General features: G+C 44.0%; 16 protein-coding genes. 9 read left to right on the top strand and 7 right to left on the bottom strand.

The genetic code is table 11. The features are described from left to right. Position 1: 1 nt before the first annotated feature. From D2U88_RS09240 to miaB, 6 genes are all read right to left on the bottom strand, one after another. On the bottom strand, positions 2–280 hold the full coding sequence (locus D2U88_RS09240; RefSeq protein ID WP_119640084.1) for a co-chaperone GroES: 279 nt from the start codon (positions 278–280) through the stop codon (positions 2–4). 145 nt (positions 281–425) lie between these two features. Then, on the bottom strand, positions 426–794 hold the full coding sequence (secG, locus tag D2U88_RS09235) for a preprotein translocase subunit SecG (RefSeq protein ID WP_119640082.1): 369 nt from the start codon (positions 792–794) through the stop codon (positions 426–428). 9 nt (positions 795–803) lie between these two features. Beyond that, the gene (locus D2U88_RS09230) at positions 804–1,694 is read right to left on the bottom strand and encodes a hypothetical protein (protein ID WP_119640080.1); all 891 of its coding nucleotides are present in this window, start codon (positions 1,692–1,694) and stop codon (positions 804–806) included. Between the two features lie 7 nt (positions 1,695–1,701). Continuing rightward, positions 1,702–2,223 carry an LptE family protein gene (locus D2U88_RS09225; RefSeq protein ID WP_119640636.1) on the bottom strand — a complete coding sequence of 174 codons (522 nt, stop codon included), beginning with the start codon at positions 2,221–2,223 and terminating at the stop codon, positions 1,702–1,704. Between the two features lie 27 nt (positions 2,224–2,250). Then, entirely contained in the window at positions 2,251–3,534 is a 1,284-nt protein-coding gene (locus D2U88_RS09220) for a sigma-54 interaction domain-containing protein (RefSeq protein WP_119640078.1), read from the bottom strand. A 98-nt stretch (positions 3,535–3,632) separates the two neighbouring features. Then, positions 3,633–5,096 (bottom strand): tRNA (N6-isopentenyl adenosine(37)-C2)-methylthiotransferase MiaB, encoded by a 1,464-nt coding sequence (gene miaB / locus D2U88_RS09215; RefSeq protein WP_119640076.1) that lies wholly within the window; start codon positions 5,094–5,096, stop codon positions 3,633–3,635. 129 nt (positions 5,097–5,225) lie between these two features. Between miaB and D2U88_RS09210 the strand changes: the two genes are divergently transcribed. The 9 genes from D2U88_RS09210 (at position 5,226) to D2U88_RS09170 (ending at position 17,018) form a co-directional block, all read left to right on the top strand. After that, positions 5,226–5,954 (top strand): hypothetical protein, encoded by a 729-nt coding sequence (locus D2U88_RS09210; protein WP_119640074.1) that lies wholly within the window; start codon positions 5,226–5,228, stop codon positions 5,952–5,954. Positions 5,955–6,021: 67 nt separating this feature from the next. Further along, positions 6,022–7,275 carry an LVIVD repeat-containing protein gene (locus tag D2U88_RS09205; protein ID WP_119640072.1) on the top strand — a complete coding sequence of 418 codons (1,254 nt, stop codon included), beginning with the start codon at positions 6,022–6,024 and terminating at the stop codon, positions 7,273–7,275. A 123-nt stretch (positions 7,276–7,398) separates the two neighbouring features. Continuing rightward, positions 7,399–9,882 carry a type I DNA topoisomerase gene (gene topA, locus D2U88_RS09200; protein ID WP_119640070.1) on the top strand — a complete coding sequence of 828 codons (2,484 nt, stop codon included), beginning with the start codon at positions 7,399–7,401 and terminating at the stop codon, positions 9,880–9,882. 1 nt (position 9,883) lies between these two features. Then, the gene (locus D2U88_RS09195) at positions 9,884–11,041 is read left to right on the top strand and encodes a formimidoylglutamase (protein WP_119640068.1); all 1,158 of its coding nucleotides are present in this window, start codon (positions 9,884–9,886) and stop codon (positions 11,039–11,041) included. A 121-nt stretch (positions 11,042–11,162) separates the two neighbouring features. Beyond that, complete coding sequence (porK, locus tag D2U88_RS09190; protein WP_119640066.1) at positions 11,163–12,539, top strand: T9SS ring complex lipoprotein PorK/GldK; 1,377 nt, start codon at positions 11,163–11,165, stop codon at positions 12,537–12,539. 81 nt (positions 12,540–12,620) lie between these two features. Then, the gene (gene porL / locus D2U88_RS09185) at positions 12,621–13,277 is read left to right on the top strand and encodes a type IX secretion system motor protein PorL/GldL (protein WP_119640063.1); all 657 of its coding nucleotides are present in this window, start codon (positions 12,621–12,623) and stop codon (positions 13,275–13,277) included. A 65-nt stretch (positions 13,278–13,342) separates the two neighbouring features. Next, complete coding sequence (porM, locus tag D2U88_RS09180; RefSeq protein ID WP_119640061.1) at positions 13,343–14,914, top strand: type IX secretion system motor protein PorM/GldM; 1,572 nt, start codon at positions 13,343–13,345, stop codon at positions 14,912–14,914. A gap of 26 nt (positions 14,915–14,940) precedes the next feature. After that, positions 14,941–15,843: a type IX secretion system ring subunit PorN/GldN gene (porN, locus tag D2U88_RS09175; protein WP_119640055.1), complete on the top strand. Its 903-nt coding sequence runs from the start codon at positions 14,941–14,943 to the stop codon at positions 15,841–15,843. 119 nt (positions 15,844–15,962) lie between these two features. Then, a complete protein-coding gene (locus D2U88_RS09170; protein ID WP_119640054.1) occupies positions 15,963–17,018 on the top strand; it encodes an NAD(P)/FAD-dependent oxidoreductase in 1,056 nt (351 codons plus the stop codon). Here the strand turns inward: D2U88_RS09170 and D2U88_RS09165 are convergent. Next, positions 17,015–17,416, bottom strand: a complete 402-nt coding sequence (locus D2U88_RS09165; RefSeq protein ID WP_119640053.1) for a DUF983 domain-containing protein — start codon at positions 17,414–17,416, stop codon at positions 17,015–17,017. The two genes, D2U88_RS09170 and D2U88_RS09165, sit on opposite strands and share 4 nt — an antisense overlap. Positions 17,417–17,432: the final 16 nt, after the last annotated feature.

The following is a 17,432-nucleotide window of genomic DNA, read 5'->3' as shown; positions in this document are numbered from 1 at the left end:
ATTAAACAATTGCCAAAATATCACTCTCTCGCATCATCAAATAGTCGGTACCGTCCAATTTAAGTTCGGTTCCCGCATATTTTCCATAAAGCACGGTATCACCGACCTTAACGGTCACCTTTTCATCTTTGGTGCCAGGGCCAACGGCCACTACGGTTCCTTTTTGCGGTTTTTCCTTTGCGTTGTCAGGAATGATGATACCTGAGGCAGTCTTGGTCTCGGCCTGTAGCGGCTCGATTAGCACCCTGTCTGCCAATGGTTTGATATTTACTTTAGCCATATTATTAATTTTTAGGTATTTGATTTAAAAATTCTCGAATCAATTGGACAGAAATTGTGCCAATGCGCAAAAACTGACATTCTGTAGAACAAAAATGCCAGCTTGTCATTCAAGCTGGCATTTTGCTATACTTTGTCACTTCAAATTATCCTCCGATGGTATCCGTTGGATTGGTGTTACCGGCAGGTGGAAGTTGTTCTGGTACTTCTTCAGGAACTGTCTCTGGGACCGTTTCAATGTCATCGCCCTGCAACAGCTTGGAATCTGCATTGCCGTAATTTCCTTTTAAGGAAACATTGGAAAGCAAGATCAACACAATCAACAGGGTGGCAAGGGTCCAGGTACTTTTGTCCAAAAAGTCACTTGTCTTCTTTACACCGCCCACAACTTGGGTTCCACCTCCTCCAAATGAAGAGGATAAACCACCACCTTTAGGGTTTTGGACCATGATGACCAACACCAATAAAAGGCACACGATAATGATCAATATCAAAAAAATTGTAAACGTGCTCATTTCTTTATTTTACTCTTTTTCGTTCTGCAGCTTCTTCACCGCCTGAATTTGGTCTGCAAAGAAACCACTTTTTTCTGGATATTTCAAACTCAATATTTTAAAGGCTTGTATTGCCTTTTTATATTTTTTCTGCTCCAAATACACCTTGGCCAATGTCTCGGTCATGAGTTCATTTTTATCGAACTTCGTGGACTCTTTTATGTTGACTTTCGGGTTCATATTTTCGGCGGGTACGATCTTTGGGTTGTTTTCGATAAATCTGTCCAAAAGCTCGAATTTCTTCTTCCGCTCCAGTTCTTCCATCACATCTTCCTCAGGTTCTGGGTCTTCGGTTTTGGAAGTAAGCTGTAGCCATTCGGTGAACGAGTGTTTTTCTTTTTTGGTGAAGGGAATGGGCTTGCCCAGGTTCAGTTCCTTTTCCGGTTTGGAAGTTTTCTCTTTTTCAACTGGGACAACAGGCTCTTCCTTTGGCCTGGTCCTGAATAGTTCTGGATTCAAGATCTGTTCGGCATCCTGAAGGTTTTGCGGTAAGGCAGGTTCATCGGATTCCACGAGCATGCTTTCCGCAAGCGGATTGGGTTCAATCTCTTCCGATATGGCCTTTTGGTCTTCCAATTTGGAGCCCCTGCCTACAATGGCATCTGCTATATTGTTTTGGACAAATTCGGTGGAAGTGATATAATCAAAAAGTACATCGCGATCCGTGGTGTATGCCGCGGTAACCTTTAGTGCATTGTTGTATTTGTAGCTGTCCAGATTTTTCAACCCTTTCAAGTGCAAGGCCCTAGCGGCTTGAAAATAGGGATATTCCTCTATCATATCTTCCAGTTCCCGTGTTTGTTTTGGGGAAAGGATGGTATTGGAGTTCTGAAGAATATGTATAAAATCCGAAACGTTCATAATAAGGTTACCAATTGCCCAGGGATGCGTTGAAAATATCCTGTGTCAGTCGTTCAAAAATCTCTTCATGTGCCGCGGACTGAATGGAGGTCAGCGATGCGGCGGCATCAAAATCGTAAAAGAAGGAGAACCTTCGTTCAAAATCGTTGTCCGGTTTTTTGGTGTTGAAAAATCGAACGTTCACACTCATGGTAAGCCTGTTCTGAGAGGTTCTCTGGTCCGATGTTGCAGTCATCGGAATTACTTTGTATTCTACAATTTCGCCTTCATAGACCAAATCACCGTTACTACCTGTAAGGGAAAGGCTGGTCAAGTTATTGATCATATCTTGAAGGGATAAGGTAAAATCCCTATCCAAACCTGGTACAATAGTGGAGCCGGGGGTTTGGTCCGCGTAATTTTGGAAAAAGTTAACCTGAAAGGTCTTGGCTTCGCCAACATCCGCTCCCGAAAAATTGTAGGCCCCGCAACCGGAAAGAAATAATGTCAAGCCCAATACTGCTACCCTAAACCCATTTTGTATGCTCATATGCTTTGCAATCATTTTAATCGAAGATCAAAGATCGTATTGTTTTATTTTTCGGTAAAGGGTTCTCTCCGAAATGCCCAGTTCTGCCGCTGCCGCTTTTCTTTTACCGCGATTGCGTTCCAAGGATTTTTTGATCAATTCGATTTCCTTCTCCTGTAAAGATAAGGTTTCTTCTTCTTGGATTTCTTCGGCAAAATGGTAGCGGTCCTCTTGGGGCTGCATGGCAGGGGCTGCGGACGTGGCCTCCATTACCGGTTCGGGAAGCCCTAAAACTTCTGTTGCTACATTTTCTTCAAGATCAATGTCTTCTTCCTCTTCATGGCTTCCATAGATTTTGCGGATCAGGTTTTCATTTTCCTTCTGCACTTTAGAGGTGTCGTTGTCCTTCAACAATTCCAAGGTCAGTTTTTTTAGGTCGTTCAAGTCACTTTTCATATCGAAAAGAACCTTGTATAAAATTTCCCGTTCGTTGCTGAAATCGCTTTCCTTTTTAGGTTGACCGACCACGGCAGGTAAATTGGAGCCTGCGGCATCGGGTAGGTAACTGTTCAAAGTGGCTGCGGAAATGGTACGGTTCTCTTCCAATACCGAGATTTGTTCGGCAATGTTCCGCAACTGTCTGATGTTCCCGGGCCAATGATATTTCAACAACAAATGCACGGCATCATCTTCTAACCGGATGGTGGGCATCTTGTATTTCTGGCCAAAATCCGAAGCGAATTTACGGAACAACAAATGGATGTCCTCACGTCTTTCCCGTAAAGGAGGAATATGGATTTCCACAGTACTCAACCTATAATAAAGATCTTCCCTGAATTTCTCCTTTTTTATAGCCTCGAACATGTTGATGTTGGTCGCGGCCACAATGCGGACATCGGTCTTCTGCACTTGCGAAGAACCTACTTTTAGGAATTCCCCGTTTTCCAACACACGGAGCAAACGTACCTGTGTGGTAAGGGGTAGTTCTCCTACCTCGTCCAAAAAGATGGTACCGCCGTCGGCCACTTCAAAATAACCGCTTCTGGTTTGGGTGGCCCCGGTAAAGGCCCCCTTTTCGTGTCCGAAAAGCTCACTGTCGATGGTTCCTTCGGGAATGGCTCCGCAGTTTACGGCAATATATTTGGCATGTTTTCGGTGCGAAAGAGAATGGATGATCTTGGGAATGGATTCTTTTCCCACACCACTTTCCCCGGTCACCAAAACCGAGATGTCCGTTGGTGCCACTTGAATGGCTTTTTCTATGGCCCGGTTGAGTTTTACATCGTTACCGATGAGCTCGAACCGTTGTTTTATGGATTGTACACTTTCCATTTTCTATGATGCCTGCATCTGCAGGAGTCTTTTCTTTTTTGAGTCCCAATTGGTTGCTGAGCGTAGTCGAAGCAACTATTCGGGGAAACAAAAAGTGGTTAATTATTTTTTGAGTACCCCACTGCCTCACCGATCAAGGTGGCCGAAGTACATTCATTGATCTTTACGTTGACAAAATCGCCCACTTGGTATTGTTCCTTGGGAAATACCACTACGGTGTTCTGCGAATTCCGGCCCATCCAATGGGCATCGGATTTTTTGGAAGGTCCTTCGATAAGTACTTCTTCAACCCTCCCTACATGTTCCTGGGTGCGGAAGAGACCGTGCTTTTGTTGCAGGTCGATGATTTCACGAAGGCGTCTTTTCTTGGTTTCTTCGGGAACATCGTCTTCCATTTTTCGTTCCGCCAAGGTTCCAGGTCTTTCAGAATAAGCAAACATAAAACCGAAATCGTATTTCACATATTCCATCAAACTCAAGGTATCTTGATGATCCTCCTCGGTCTCCGTTGGGAAACCGGTAATCATGTCTTGGCTAATGGCACAGTCGGGAATCATTTTTCTGATGTTGTCGATCAGTTCAAAATATTCCTCACGGGTGTGAAGACGGTTCATCTCCTTCAAAATTCTATTGCTGCCGCTTTGAACGGGCAAATGGATGTATTTACAGATGTTGTCGTATTTGGCCATGCTCTCGATCACATCCAAGGTCATGTCCTGTGGGTTAGAGGTAGAGAACCGGATTCGCATTTTGGGCTGTGCCTCTGCCACCATTTCCAATAGTTTGGCAAAGTTCACGGAAGTGGCCTTCTGTATTTCGGAGGCTTTTTCAAAGTCTTTTTTTAGTCCGCCACCATACCAAAGGTAACTGTCCACATTCTGACCCAAAAGGGTCACTTCCTTGAAACCTCTTTCCCAAAGGTCGTTCACTTCCTCCAAAATGGATTGTGGGTCACGGCTACGTTCGCGGCCACGGGTGAAGGGGACTACGCAAAAGGTACACATATTGTCGCAACCTCGGGTGATGGAAACAAATGCGGTTACGCCATTGCTATTCAAACGAACAGGGGCCACATCGCCATAGGTTTCGTCCTTGGAGAGAATCACGTTCACGGCGTTTCGGCCTTCATCAATTTCTTGGATCAGGTTAGGCAGGTCTTTGTAGGCATCGGGGCCAACGACCATGTCCACAATTTTTTCCTCTTCCAAGAACTTGTTTTTCAAGCGCTCGGCCATACAGCCCAATACGCCCACTTTCATCCCTGGGTTGATTTTTTTAACAGCGTTAAACTTTTCCAAACGCTTGCGCACGGTCTGTTCCGCCTTTTCGCGAATGGAACAGGTGTTTACCAGAACCAAATCGGCTTCTTCCAAGAGTTGAGTGGTATTGAAACCTTCCTTGGCTAAGATGGAGGCCACGATCTCGCTATCGGAAAAATTCATCTGGCACCCATAACTTTCAATGTAAAGCTTGCGGGTGTTTTTATCATTATGTTGAAGTGCCAATGGAGTTCCCTGTTGGCTCTCGTCTATTATTTTCTCTACGCTTTCGTCCTTGATCATATTGCTTCAATGGGGTGCAAAGATAGTGCTTATTCCATTTTAGTGACAATATGGCAGTATTTTTTAAGATTATATTGAGGAATGGGGGGTTAATGGTATCTTGAGGACAGAATCATAACCACAACCAACATGGACTACATCAATATTTCTAAGCGAATAGACCAAAGTGTTCCGGTCGATTTTGGTCGCGTGTTCAACAATTCCATCGAATTGTTCAAAAAAGTATGGTTACAAGGTTTCATCACTGTTATGATAACCTTGGTTGCTATGGTTCCCTTCTACTTTATCATGTATGGTCCTATGGTGGCCATGGGCATAACGGATCCAGAAATGATGGATTATGATGATGTGTCCGCGGCAATGTCAGGTGTCATGCTATTGGTCATGCCCGTATTTATTATTTTTTCCATGACTATTACTTTGTGCTTGAATGCTGCATTTTTAAGGATATGCCGAAAATACGATTTGAATGAAATGGGCAAGGAGGATTATTTTTTCTATTTCAAAAAGGAGTATGTGGTAAAAGCACTTTTACTTTCCGTCTTAATGATTAGCCTATCTTTCTTGGGTATGCTGGCCTGTGGATTGGGCATTATTTATTTGATGGTTCCCATGTCGTTGTTCCCTGCTTTTTTTGCTTTTGATAAGGAATTGACATCAGCGGAAATTGTGAAGGCCGGTTTTGCCTTGGGCAATAAAAATTGGCTCATCATTTTTCTATTAGTATTTGTAACCTCTATTATTGCCCAATTGGGCATACTGCTATGTTTTGTAGGTGTGCTGTTCACGGCCATGTTTAGCAAGGTGCCTGCCTATTTCATATATAAGGAGGCCATAGGCCTATCTATGGATACCTAAATTTTGGGGTGCGTTTGGCGCAACTTTTTAAGGAATTTCCATCTATGTGGTTAAAACACAAACTACTATGAAAAAGACTATTCTGCTTTTATTTTCTTTAAACTTTCTGTTGTTTCTTTCCTGTACCAATGATGATTCGGATGATAGGTATGCCGAATATATTGTGGCCAGGCCATTGGTCATGAGCAAGGCTGAATTTGATGCCAGTGTCACCATCATTGCCCCCAAACCCATTGAAGAATCAGGAAAGGTATATGCCTATGGGAACTATATCTTCATCAACGACAAATACCGTGGCATCCATGTCATCAACAATAGCAATCCCCAACAGCCTGTAAAGGTCGGGTTTATCAATATTCCCGGGAACATCGATATCTCCATAAAGAATGATTACCTATTTGCGGACAGCATGATGGATTTGGTAGTACTCGATATTTCCAATATCGATAATATACAGTTAGTAAATCGATTGGAGGATGTATTGTACAACAACGTGTTCTTTCCCATGGAGGCTGACTTGTTCGAGTATGAGGATTATGACTATGATACCGAGATAGTAGTAGGTTGGGAGACCACAACCGAAAGAAGATTAAAGTCTGAAGTGGAACAAAGAAACGGTGGTTTTGTGCTGATGGATGGTTTGGCAGCCGCTGAGTCTTCCGATAGTGGCACCGGGCAAGGGGGCTCGTTGGCCCGCTTCAAGATTGTGGATCAATATTTATATGCTGTGGACAGTCACAATATAAACGTTTTTGACATTTCCAATTTGGACAATCCCCAAGATTTGGAAGATGTGTATGCTGGATTTGACATCGAGACCATTTTCAATCAAGGCAACTATTTGTTTTTGGGCAGTATGAGGGGTATGTACATTTATGACATTACTTCGCCAGCTACTCCAACATTGGTTTCAGAATTTGAACATGGAACGGCCTGTGATCCCGTTGTGGTCGATGGTGATTATGCTTATGTGACCTTACGAGGCGGTAACTGGTGTGGCGCAACGGAAAGCGGGCTGTTCATTGTGGACTTGACCAATATAGAAAGTCCTGTACTTGCAGAATCCTATCCTTTGGATGGCCCATATGGTTTGGGTATCAAGGACGAAAAACTTTTTGTTTGTGATGGAGCTTCAGGGTTGAAGGTCTACGATAAAACCGATATCCATGATCTTCAGGAATTGAACCATTTTGAGGATATTGTCACCTTTGATGTGATTCCTCTCGACAGTCATTTAATTATGGTAGGCGACGGGGTCCTATACCAATATGAGTATTTGAACAATAACATTAAACTGTTGAGTCAGATTGGTCTAAATTGAAAGAATATCCTAAAAGAAGAACCCAAATATCCCGTTTTCAGCGGGATATTTTTTTGATATGGTCTACACAAAAATCCCAAAATCGAAAAATTGATATACTTTTGTTACCACAAAACCCTGTGCATGCCAAAGAATTTAGTTATTGTAGAGTCCCCTGCAAAGGCAAAGACCATAGAGCGATTCCTAGGAAAAGATTATCAAGTTGAGTCAAGTTTCGGCCACATCGTAGACCTTCCTTCAAAGGAATTGGGAGTGGATGTGGAGAACGATTTCAAGCCAAAATATACCGTAGACAAAGAGAAGAAAACCTTGGTGAAAAAACTCAAGGACCTTGCACAAAAAGCAGAAGTTATCTGGCTAGCAAGTGATGAGGACCGCGAGGGAGAGGCTATTTCTTGGCACTTGGCGGAAGAGCTGAAATTGGACAAGAGCAAGACCAAACGCATCGTTTTTAACTCCATTACCAAGTCGGCCATACAAAAGGCCATTGAGAATCCCAGGGACATCAACTATAATTTGGTCAATGCACAACAGGCCCGAAGGGTCTTGGACCGATTGGTGGGTTATGAACTTTCCCCGGTGCTTTGGAAAAAGGTAAAACCAGGGCTTTCGGCAGGTAGGGTACAGTCCGTTGCCGTGCGTTTGATCGTGGAACGCGAACGTGAAATCGAGGGATTCAGCCCTGAAGCATCATTTCGTGTAAAGGCGGAATTCAAAACGGATGGAGGGAATGTTTTTGCTGCCAAATTGAACAATACCTTCCCGAACAAGGCCGCCGCCGAAGCATTTTTGAAAAATAACATTGGCGCCGAATTTTCCGTTGCGGATTTGGCCAAAAGACCGGCCAAGAAATCTCCGGCACCTCCATTTACCACTTCAACACTTCAACAGGAAGCATCGCGAAAGCTATATTTTTCGGTGAGCCGTACCATGCAGGTGGCCCAACGACTCTATGAGGCCGGTTTGATCACCTACATGAGAACGGACAGTGTCAATCTTTCCAATGAAGCCCTTTCTGCGGCTAAGGATGCGATTGTACAGAGTTATGGTGATGAGTATAGCCAAGTGCGAAACTTTACAGGAAAGACCAAAGGTGCCCAAGAGGCCCACGAGGCCATTCGCCCTACCGATATGAAGTTGCAGTCCCCATCATTGGAGCGGGACCAGTCCAAACTTTATGAGCTGATATGGAAGAGAACGCTTGCTTCACAAATGAGTGATGCGGAACTGGAGCGTACCAATGTGAAGATCCAGGCCAGTACCCACAACGAGGAGTTTACTGCTAATGGAGAGGTGATTAAGTTCGACGGGTTTCTTAAGGTATATCTTGAAGGGACTGACGACGAGGACAATATGGAGGAGCAAGAAGGTATGCTGCCTGCACTACGTGTGGGCGAAAACCTTCAAAACATATACATTTCAGCAACAGAAAGATTTACCCGTCCGCCGTATCGCTACACCGAAGCATCTTTGGTGAAAAAGTTGGAAGAATTGGGTATCGGAAGACCGTCTACCTATGCGCCTACCATTTCCACTATCCAAAATAGGGGCTATGTAGAAAAAGGCAGTATTGAAGGAACGGAGCGAAAATATGTTCAGATGGTTTTGGAATCTGGGAAACTCTCGGAACAAAAACTCTCTGAAATGGTAGGATCCGACAAAGGAAAATTGGTTCCCACGGACATAGGAATGATCGTAAATGATTTTTTGGTGAACCATTTCACCAAAATTCTCGATTATAATTTTACCGCTCAGGTAGAGGAAGATTTTGATGAGATTGCCGCCGGCGAAGAGGATTGGCAACAAATGATGAAAAACTTTTACAAGGATTTTCATCCGAACGTACAGGAGGTTGAGGAAACTGCTGAGCGTGCTAGTGGGGAACGGGTATTGGGTGTAGATCCCAAAACGGGGCGACAGGTATCCGTAAGGTTGGGCCGCTTTGGCCCGATGGTTCAGATAGGAACGGTGGACGAGGAAGAAAAACCGCAGTTCGCCAGTTTGCTGCCCGAACAGTCCATTGGTACCATCACTTTTGAAGAAGCCATGGAACTTTTCCAATTGCCAAGAAAGCTTGGAGTGCATAAAGGTGAAGAAGTGGAGGCGAATGTTGGCCGGTATGGACCTTATGTTCGGTTTGGCAAAAAGTTCATCTCGTTGGATCAGGGCGAAAGTGCTTTCGATGTAGATTTGGTACGAGCTATTGAATTGATCCAGGAAAAAGAAAAAGCCGATGCGCCTATTGCCACTTACGAAGGTAAGGAAGTGACTAAGGGAAAGGGAAGGTTTGGTCCTTTCATCAAATGGGACGGCATGTTCATCAACGTGAACAAAAAATACGACTTTGATCATCTGTCACAGGCCGATGTGATCGAATTGATCGAGGACAAAAAAATAAAGGAGGCCGAGAAAGTGGTCCAAGAGTGGCCGGAGGAAAAGATTAGGATCGAAAAGGCCCGATGGGGAAGACATAATATTATAAAAGGTAGGGTAAAAGTGGAGCTTTCCAAAGATGTGGATGCCGCCAAGATGACACTGGAAGAAGCCAAGGCCCTGCTCGAAAAGAAAGCACCAAAGAAAAAAGCCAAGACAAAAGCTAAGAAATAGTATGGCGTTCGACTTTTTGATCCCTGTTTCGGACAAGGTATTGGCTCATTCCGAATTGTTGCCACAACAGGCATTGGGCAAGAACATTTTCATGCACACGGAAAAGGACGGACTTCCCGTCTTCGCCCAGGCCGACGTCGCCATTTTCGGCGTCCTGGAATCTAGGAACGCTTTTGAAAAGAAACCTGAGAAACTCGATTTGGACGAGGTGCGTATCCAATTATACAAGCTCATGATGGGCAATTGGAACTCTACCATAATAGATATAGGGGATGTAGAGGAAGGTGATTCCGTGGAGGACACCTACTTTGTGGTAAAGGAAATTGTGGCCGGGCTTTTGGAAGAAAATATCATTCCAATTGTGATCGGTCTTACCCAAGACATTACGTATCCCACGTACAGGGCCTTTGATAAGATCAAGGATATGGTCAACTTGGTATCCATTGATAGCCGTTTTGATTTTGGCGAGGATGAGGAATTGATCTCTTCGCATTCCTATATGAGCAAGATCATTACCGATAAGCCCAACAATCTTTTCAACTTTTCCAACATTGGTTACCAGAGCTATTTCAATGCGCAGGAAGAGATGGATCTTATGGAGCGATTGTTCTTTGATGCATACCGTTTGGGAGAGATTGCCAACAACATAGGATTGGCCGAACCTGTATTGCGGAGTAGCGATATCGTAAGCTTGGACCTTAGGGCCATTAGGGCCGCCGAAATAGGAATGTCCAAGAACTTTTCCCCAAATGGTTTCACGGGAAGGGAGATATGTGCCATTGCCCGGTACGCCGGTATTAGCGATAGGGTTTCTCTTTTCGGTATCTACGAAGGGGAGAACTCCCACCAGGCATTTCAAATGATTGCCCAGATCATTTGGTATTTTATAGAAGGGCTGAGTTTCAGGATCAAGGAACAGCCCAGCTCCAAGAGCGAAGACTTCACAAAATTTACCGTGCCCACCGATTCGGAAGAACTGGTGTTCTACAAGAGCCATGTTACGGAACGCTGGTGGGTAGAGGTTCCATCAATTTTAGCTGAACATACTAAAACAAATTCGGTGGCGTTATTACCATGCACCGAAGAGGACTATTTGGATGCTTGCAACCAAATTATTCCAGAAAGGTGGTTCAAAGCCTACAGGAAAGGCTTTAACTGAACAAATTAAAATTTTGAGCATTGGTTGTGTTTGCACAATAATTTATTCAAAAATCAGTTTTGAGAGTAATGAAAATGTGTTTCACAGTCTAAAATCTTGAATCGATAATTTAACCTAAAGTATGAGAAAGCTATTCTTTTCATCTCTAGCACTTGTTTTTTTGCTAAGCAGTTGTGGCTCTAAATCAAGGTCAAAAGGTGAACTAGTTGGGGTCAGTGGAAAACAATGGCATCCAGAAAAACCCTATGGGATGGAACTGATTCCCCGCGGCGCCTTTGTAATGGGTAAGGCTGAGGAGGATCAGGCGAAAGTATTGAACGCTCCGACAAGAACGGTAACCGTTCGTTCCTTTTATATGGACGATACGGAAATCACCAACAGCGAATACCGTCAGTTTGTGGAGTGGGTAAAGGATTCCATTGTAAGGACCAGATTGGCCATCTTGGCCGATGAACTTGGCATTGGACCGGAAGATGAAGGTATCGGAGAGTATGCTTTTAAGGATACTGACACCACCGAGCTTTCCGCTTATGACAAATACATGCTCGACAACTATGCCGGACTTGGTGAAACAGGCTATGAAGGAAGGGCATTGAACAAGGATGTGGATTTGATCTGGGATACTTCCGAATATCCAGATGAATACTATTCCGAAGTAATGGATTCCATTTATCTTCCTGAAGAAGAAAGCTATAACGGCCTAAGGTCCATTGATGTGACCAAGTTGAAGTACAAGTACAACTGGATGGACATTGAAGCGGCCGCTAGGGCCAAGACTGGAGGACGTAAAGATTTTATCAGACATGAAGAATTGGAGATCTATCCCGATACCACAGTTTGGATCAAGGATTTTGAATATTCCTATAACGAACCCATGCACAATGACTACTTCTGGCACGATGCCTACAGTGATTATCCTGTAGTGGGTGTAAACTGGATGCAGGCCAAAGCGTTCTGTAACTGGAGGACCAAATTCAAGAATGACGATCAAAAATCCCGAGGCAAACAGTTCGTGAACCAGTTCAGATTGCCAACAGAGGCCGAATGGGAATATGCCGCAAGAGGTGGTATTGAAGGTGGAACCTACCCATGGGGTGGTCCATACGTAATCAGTGATACCGGTTGTTTCATGGCCAACTTTAAGCCACAGCGTGGTGATTATGCCGCGGATGCAGCACTGTATACCGTGGAGGCCAAATCGTTTGAACCGAACGATTACAATTTGTACAATATGGCAGGAAACGTTTCGGAATGGACCAATTCCAGTTTTGACCAAAACGCATACGATTATCTTTCAACCATGAACCCCAACGTGGGATCGGGCCAGAACAAAAGAAAGGTAATACGAGGTGGATCTTGGAAGGATGTTGCTTATTTCCTTCAAGTGAGCACCAGGGACTATGAGTACCAAGATTCTGCAAGGAGCTATATCGGCTTCAGAACGGTACAGGATTACATGGGAGAGGAAGACTCGACCAACGGAAGGAGTGGATTATAAATAAAAATTTATCGAGAGCATTATATAAATCAAAGTTTGTAACCAAATACTTATTTATATAACTTAATTAAAACTAGAATTATGGCACAGTCAAAATCAACAAAAAAATTGTTTAACATGGCCTACGGGCTTGGAGCATCGGTAGTAATTATTGGTGCATTGTTCAAGATCCTTCACTGGGAGTTTGGACCCCTTACAGGTGGACTTCTTCTTGCGGTTGGACTTATTACCGAAGCATTGATCTTTGCTATCAGTGCATTTGAACCAGTAGATGACGAATACGATTGGGCTTTGGTTTACCCAGAGTTGGCAGGTGGTCAACAAACCGCCAGCAAAAAGCAAGATGCCAAAGATGCTAAGGAAGCAGAAGGTATCCTTTCCAGAAAATTGGACGAATTGCTTAAAGAAGCCAATATCGATGCCAATCTATTCTCTAGCTTGGGCGAAAGCATCAAGAGTTTTGAAGGTGCCGCTAAAAATATCGCACCTACTACAGATGCTATCCAACACACCAAAAAATACTCTGAAGAGTTGTCACACGCTGCCGCTCAAATGGAGTCTTTGAACAGCTTGTACAAAGTACAGTTGGAAAGCGCTAGCCGTCAAGCATCCATCAACGAGGAAGTGGTACAGAATGCAGGTGCCTTGAAAGATCAAATGGAATCTTTGGCCACCAACCTATCTTCTTTGAACGGAGTTTACGGAGGTATGCTTTCCGCCATGGGTGGTAGAAACTAATTAGAAGTTTTGATCAACAAAAGACAAACCCAAATCAAATTAATTTTAAAATCTAATTAGAAAACATGGCAGGAGGAAAACAAACACCACGTCAGAAGATGATCAACCTTATGTACTTGATCTTCATCGCGATGTTGGCCCTGAATATGAGCAAGGAGGTTCTTGCAGCTTTCGGACTTATGAACGAAAAGCTGGAAACTTCAAACACGAACATGGATGCAAGCAATTCTGACTTTTTGGCCAGCTTGGGCACAAAGGCAGAGGAAAATGCTGAAGAGTACGGTGAACTTTACCAAGATGCTCAAAAGATCAAAGAACTTTCCGATACGTACTACAACTATTTGGAAGGATTGAAGAAAGCAATGACCAAGGATCTTGAAGATCCAAAGGATTATGTGGTCATGGACAAATCTGATTACTTGGACCAAAAATTCTTCCAAGGCGATAATTTAGGCCCAGAAGGAAAAGAGTTCATGAAGCAGATCAATGATTACCGTGAAGGTGTGATCAATACGTTGCCCGAAGATAAATTTACTGCTGTTAAGGAAGCTGTAAAGACTCGTTTCGCAACTGGTGATGCCGACGGAAAAGTGAAGAAAAGGGATGGTACCCGTCAAGATTGGATCAACTATCATTATGAAGGGTTTCCATTAGTAGCCTCTTTGACCAAGTTGACCCAATTGCAATCCGATATTAAAACTACCGAACAAGAGGTATTGAAAAACCTTTTGGAAGGTAACCTTACGGCTGCTGTATCCCTTACAAACTTTGCAAGTACATTGTCCGCTCCTAAAACAGCATACTACGCTGGTGAAAAATACGATGGTAAGATCATTGTTAGCAAGACTGACAAGACCTCTACTCCGGTAAAAGCTGAATTGACCTTGGATGGTAGACCATTGAAAGAAGGGACAGATTACGCTTTGGAAGCTGGTGGTATCAAAATGTTGATCAGTGCCGGTACCCCTGGTGACCATACCATCAAAGGAACCATGACCTACATGCAGGACGGTAACGAGGTGCCTGTGGAAGTGAACAACACTTTTGCCACCATCTCCATGCCTAATGCAGCGGTTATCTCTGCGGATAAGATGAATGTGGTATACCGTGGTGTGGCCAACCCAATGACCATCTCCATTCCTGGTATTCCTGATAACAAAGTAACGGCGTCTGCCGCTGGTTTGACCAGAAGAAGCGGAAGCAACTACATCATGAACCCAGGTACAGGTAGAACGGTGACCATCACCGCTTCCGGTACTTTGCCAGATGGTAAAGGTATCTCTACCAAGTCAGAGTTCCGTATCAAGGATATTCCAAGACCTAGCGGTACCGTTCGTGGTGAGGCTGGTAGCATCCAGATGCCAAGGAGCAACCTTGAGATTTCCACTGTAAGTGCCATGTTGGAAGACTTCGATTTCGATTTGAACCTTGCCGTTAGCGAATTCAAGTTCAAAGTTCCTGGTCAGCCTACCGTAGTGGTTAGCGGAAATAAATTGGATGCAAGGGCCAAATCTGCTCTTAGAAGAGCTGGTAGGGGCGATGCCATCCAGATATTTGATATCCAAGCGTATATCACCAATAACAAGAGCTACAAGTTGAAGAAAGTATCTCCTGTTGTGGTTGAGCTTACAAACTAATAAAGTATAAAAGTATACAAGTGATCATGAATTGGAAAAATGCATTAATAATCGGATTGTTGGGCGTGTTGCCCGTATCAATGATGGGTCAGGCAAACATCTTGAATGCCAAGTTGCCCAGTGATATTGGCAAAAAGACCGAAGCTCAAATAGAGCAGGACGCCGATGAGCCCCTTAAGTACGGTTACGTGGATGATAGGGATATCCTTTGGTCCAAGACCGTTTGGGAGATCATCGACCTGGACGAGCGTGTCAACTTTCCGCTGTACTACCCCACCGATACCATTGGTATCGGGGCAGACAGAAGGTCTTTATACCACGTTCTGATGAAGAACATCAGAAATGGAAAGCTCACAGAAATTTATACGGATTCCTATTTCACCGAAAAAAGGAAACTGGAAGATCTTTCTGCGACCTTGAGCAAAATCGATACCACGGACCTTGGTTACGAACAAATGAATGCCGGTGAGCAAATTTCCCCTGAGTTTATCAATAAAAGGGATCTTACCGCTGCGGACATTGAGGAGTACCACATAAAAGGTATCTGGTATTTTGATAAGCGCCAGGGAGAGCTTAAATATCGTTTGTTGGGGATTGCACCCGTTGCTCCCGATGTGAACTTTATTGACGACGAGTCTGTAGATCCAAATTCCAACAAAGTTGAATTGTTCTGGGTTTGGTTCCCTGCGGCCAGGCAAATTTTGCACGAGGCCAAGGTGTACAACCAGAGAAACTCTGCAAGACCCCTTTCCTTTGACATGCTGTTGAACGCAAGACGTTTCAACGGGGTGATCTACAAAGAGGAAAACGTACATGAAGATCGTAAAATCGACGATTACATTTTTGACAATGCCTTGTTCCAATTGCTTGAGGCCCAAAGGATTAAAGAATCCATTAGGGACAGAGAGCAGGATATGTGGGCTTACTAGCCTATAAAAACAAATTTCCAATTCATTACAAATTACGCCGCACACTAGTGCGGCGTTTTTTTTGTAAAAATTTTCTTGACCCATGTGGTCAGCAAGGCACATATGGCTAATTTTGATCTATGTTGGATTATATAGTGGTAGGTATGGGATTGGCCGGGATTTCCTTTTGTGAAGTACTGGAAAGAGAAGGCAAAACCTTTAAGGTTATTGCGGATCGTTCGCAACAGGCATCCCAAGTGGCGGGCGGACTCTACAACCCCGTAATTTTGAAACGCTTCACCATGGCATGGAAGGCCAAGGATCAATTGGAATGGGGCAAACCGTTTTATGAACGATTGGAGGAAAAGCTGGGGGTAAAATTGGACCATCCCCTTCATGTACTCCGCAAATTTGCCTCCATCGAGGAGCAAAACAGTTGGTTCGAGGCTGCCGACCGTCCGGGATTGGACCATTTTCTCTCCCCTGTTGTGGTTCCAAACCAAAATCCTGCCATTGACGCCCCTTTTGGCTTTGGAGAGGTAAAACACACGGGAAGAATAGATACAGGCGTACTGGTGAAGGCTTATGGTGCCTATTTGGGGGATAAGGGCATCATTGATCGTTCAACCTTCGAATTTTCGTCACTCACCCATCATGAAGACCATGTGGAATATCTGGGCATAAAGGCCAAACAGATTGTCTGTGCATGTGGATACGGCCTTACTGACGACCCTTATTTTGGATATCTTCCGCTGAACGGGACCAAAGGGGAACTTTTGGTCATCTCCGCACCGGAATTCCGAGAAGGGAATGTCATTAAATCGTCTGTTTTTACCATTCCGATGGGCGGGGACAAGTACTTGGTAGGGGCTACTTACAAATGGAAGGACAAGACCAATGAACCTACTGAGGAATCTAAGAACGAACTTCTGGAAAAATTGGTCACCTTTCTAAAATGCGATTTTGATATTGTGGACCATGTGGCAGGCATTCGCCCTACGGTGGTGGATCGCAGGCCTTTGGTAGGCAGGCATCCCGAGCATCATAATTTTTATGTGTTGAACGGATTTGGTTCCAGAGGAGTGCTCATTGCTCCCTATGCCTCTGGACAATTGTTCGACTATATTGAAAAAGGAGTAGCACTCGACCCTGAAATCGATATTCAGCGCTTCACGAAAAAATACTACGGAAATTAACCTTTTACAGGGTGATGGTGTTCCACGGCATGGGAATCATACTTGATAAAGAAATTGATCCAAATGTTTCGGGACAATCTAATGATCAAAGGCATGAAAGCCACCAAAGTGGCCACAATGGAAATGAATGCGGTCTTCAAAGAAGTTCCGATAAAGAGGAAGGAAATCACAAAAGCGGCAACGGCAAAAGCAATACCCACAGCATAGCTCACATACATGGCACCGTAAAAGAAAGAAGGTTCGATCTTGTATTTCAAACCACAGTGTGAACACCGCTCGTGCATTTTAAAAATTTGGGAAAGTGCATAGGGATTAGAGGTCTGATACATGCTTTCCTCATGGCACCTAGGGCAACTTCCTGTTAAAATGCTGTAGAGTTTGGTTCCTTTTTTTAACATTTGCACCGATTTTTAC

Source organism: Flagellimonas aequoris (assembly GCF_003584165.1).
GTDB classification, from domain to species: Bacteria; Bacteroidota; Bacteroidia; order Flavobacteriales; family Flavobacteriaceae; genus Flagellimonas; species Flagellimonas aequoris.
The sequence above is the reverse complement of the archived record's forward strand: the minus strand, read 5'-3'. Positions and strand labels throughout refer to the sequence as shown.

Coding starts and splice junctions, on each gene's coding strand:
- D2U88_RS09240 (WP_119640084.1), bottom strand. CDS start 280: ATGGCTAAAGTAAATATCAAACCATTGGCAGACAGGGTGCTAATCGAG.
- secG (WP_119640082.1), bottom strand. CDS start 794: ATGAGCACGTTTACAATTTTTTTGATATTGATCATTATCGTGTGCCTT.
- D2U88_RS09230 (WP_119640080.1), bottom strand. CDS start 1,694: ATGAACGTTTCGGATTTTATACATATTCTTCAGAACTCCAATACCATC.
- D2U88_RS09225 (WP_119640636.1), bottom strand. CDS start 2,223: ATGAGCATACAAAATGGGTTTAGGGTAGCAGTATTGGGCTTGACATTA.
- D2U88_RS09220 (WP_119640078.1), bottom strand. CDS start 3,534: ATGGAAAGTGTACAATCCATAAAACAACGGTTCGAGCTCATCGGTAAC.
- miaB (WP_119640076.1), bottom strand. CDS start 5,096: ATGATCAAGGACGAAAGCGTAGAGAAAATAATAGACGAGAGCCAACAG.
- D2U88_RS09210 (WP_119640074.1), top strand. CDS start 5,226: ATGGACTACATCAATATTTCTAAGCGAATAGACCAAAGTGTTCCGGTC.
- D2U88_RS09205 (WP_119640072.1), top strand. CDS start 6,022: ATGAAAAAGACTATTCTGCTTTTATTTTCTTTAAACTTTCTGTTGTTT.
- topA (WP_119640070.1), top strand. CDS start 7,399: ATGCCAAAGAATTTAGTTATTGTAGAGTCCCCTGCAAAGGCAAAGACC.
- D2U88_RS09195 (WP_119640068.1), top strand. CDS start 9,884: ATGGCGTTCGACTTTTTGATCCCTGTTTCGGACAAGGTATTGGCTCAT.
- porK (WP_119640066.1), top strand. CDS start 11,163: ATGAGAAAGCTATTCTTTTCATCTCTAGCACTTGTTTTTTTGCTAAGC.
- porL (WP_119640063.1), top strand. CDS start 12,621: ATGGCACAGTCAAAATCAACAAAAAAATTGTTTAACATGGCCTACGGG.
- porM (WP_119640061.1), top strand. CDS start 13,343: ATGGCAGGAGGAAAACAAACACCACGTCAGAAGATGATCAACCTTATG.
- porN (WP_119640055.1), top strand. CDS start 14,941: ATGAATTGGAAAAATGCATTAATAATCGGATTGTTGGGCGTGTTGCCC.
- D2U88_RS09170 (WP_119640054.1), top strand. CDS start 15,963: ATGTTGGATTATATAGTGGTAGGTATGGGATTGGCCGGGATTTCCTTT.
- D2U88_RS09165 (WP_119640053.1), bottom strand. CDS start 17,416: ATGTTAAAAAAAGGAACCAAACTCTACAGCATTTTAACAGGAAGTTGC.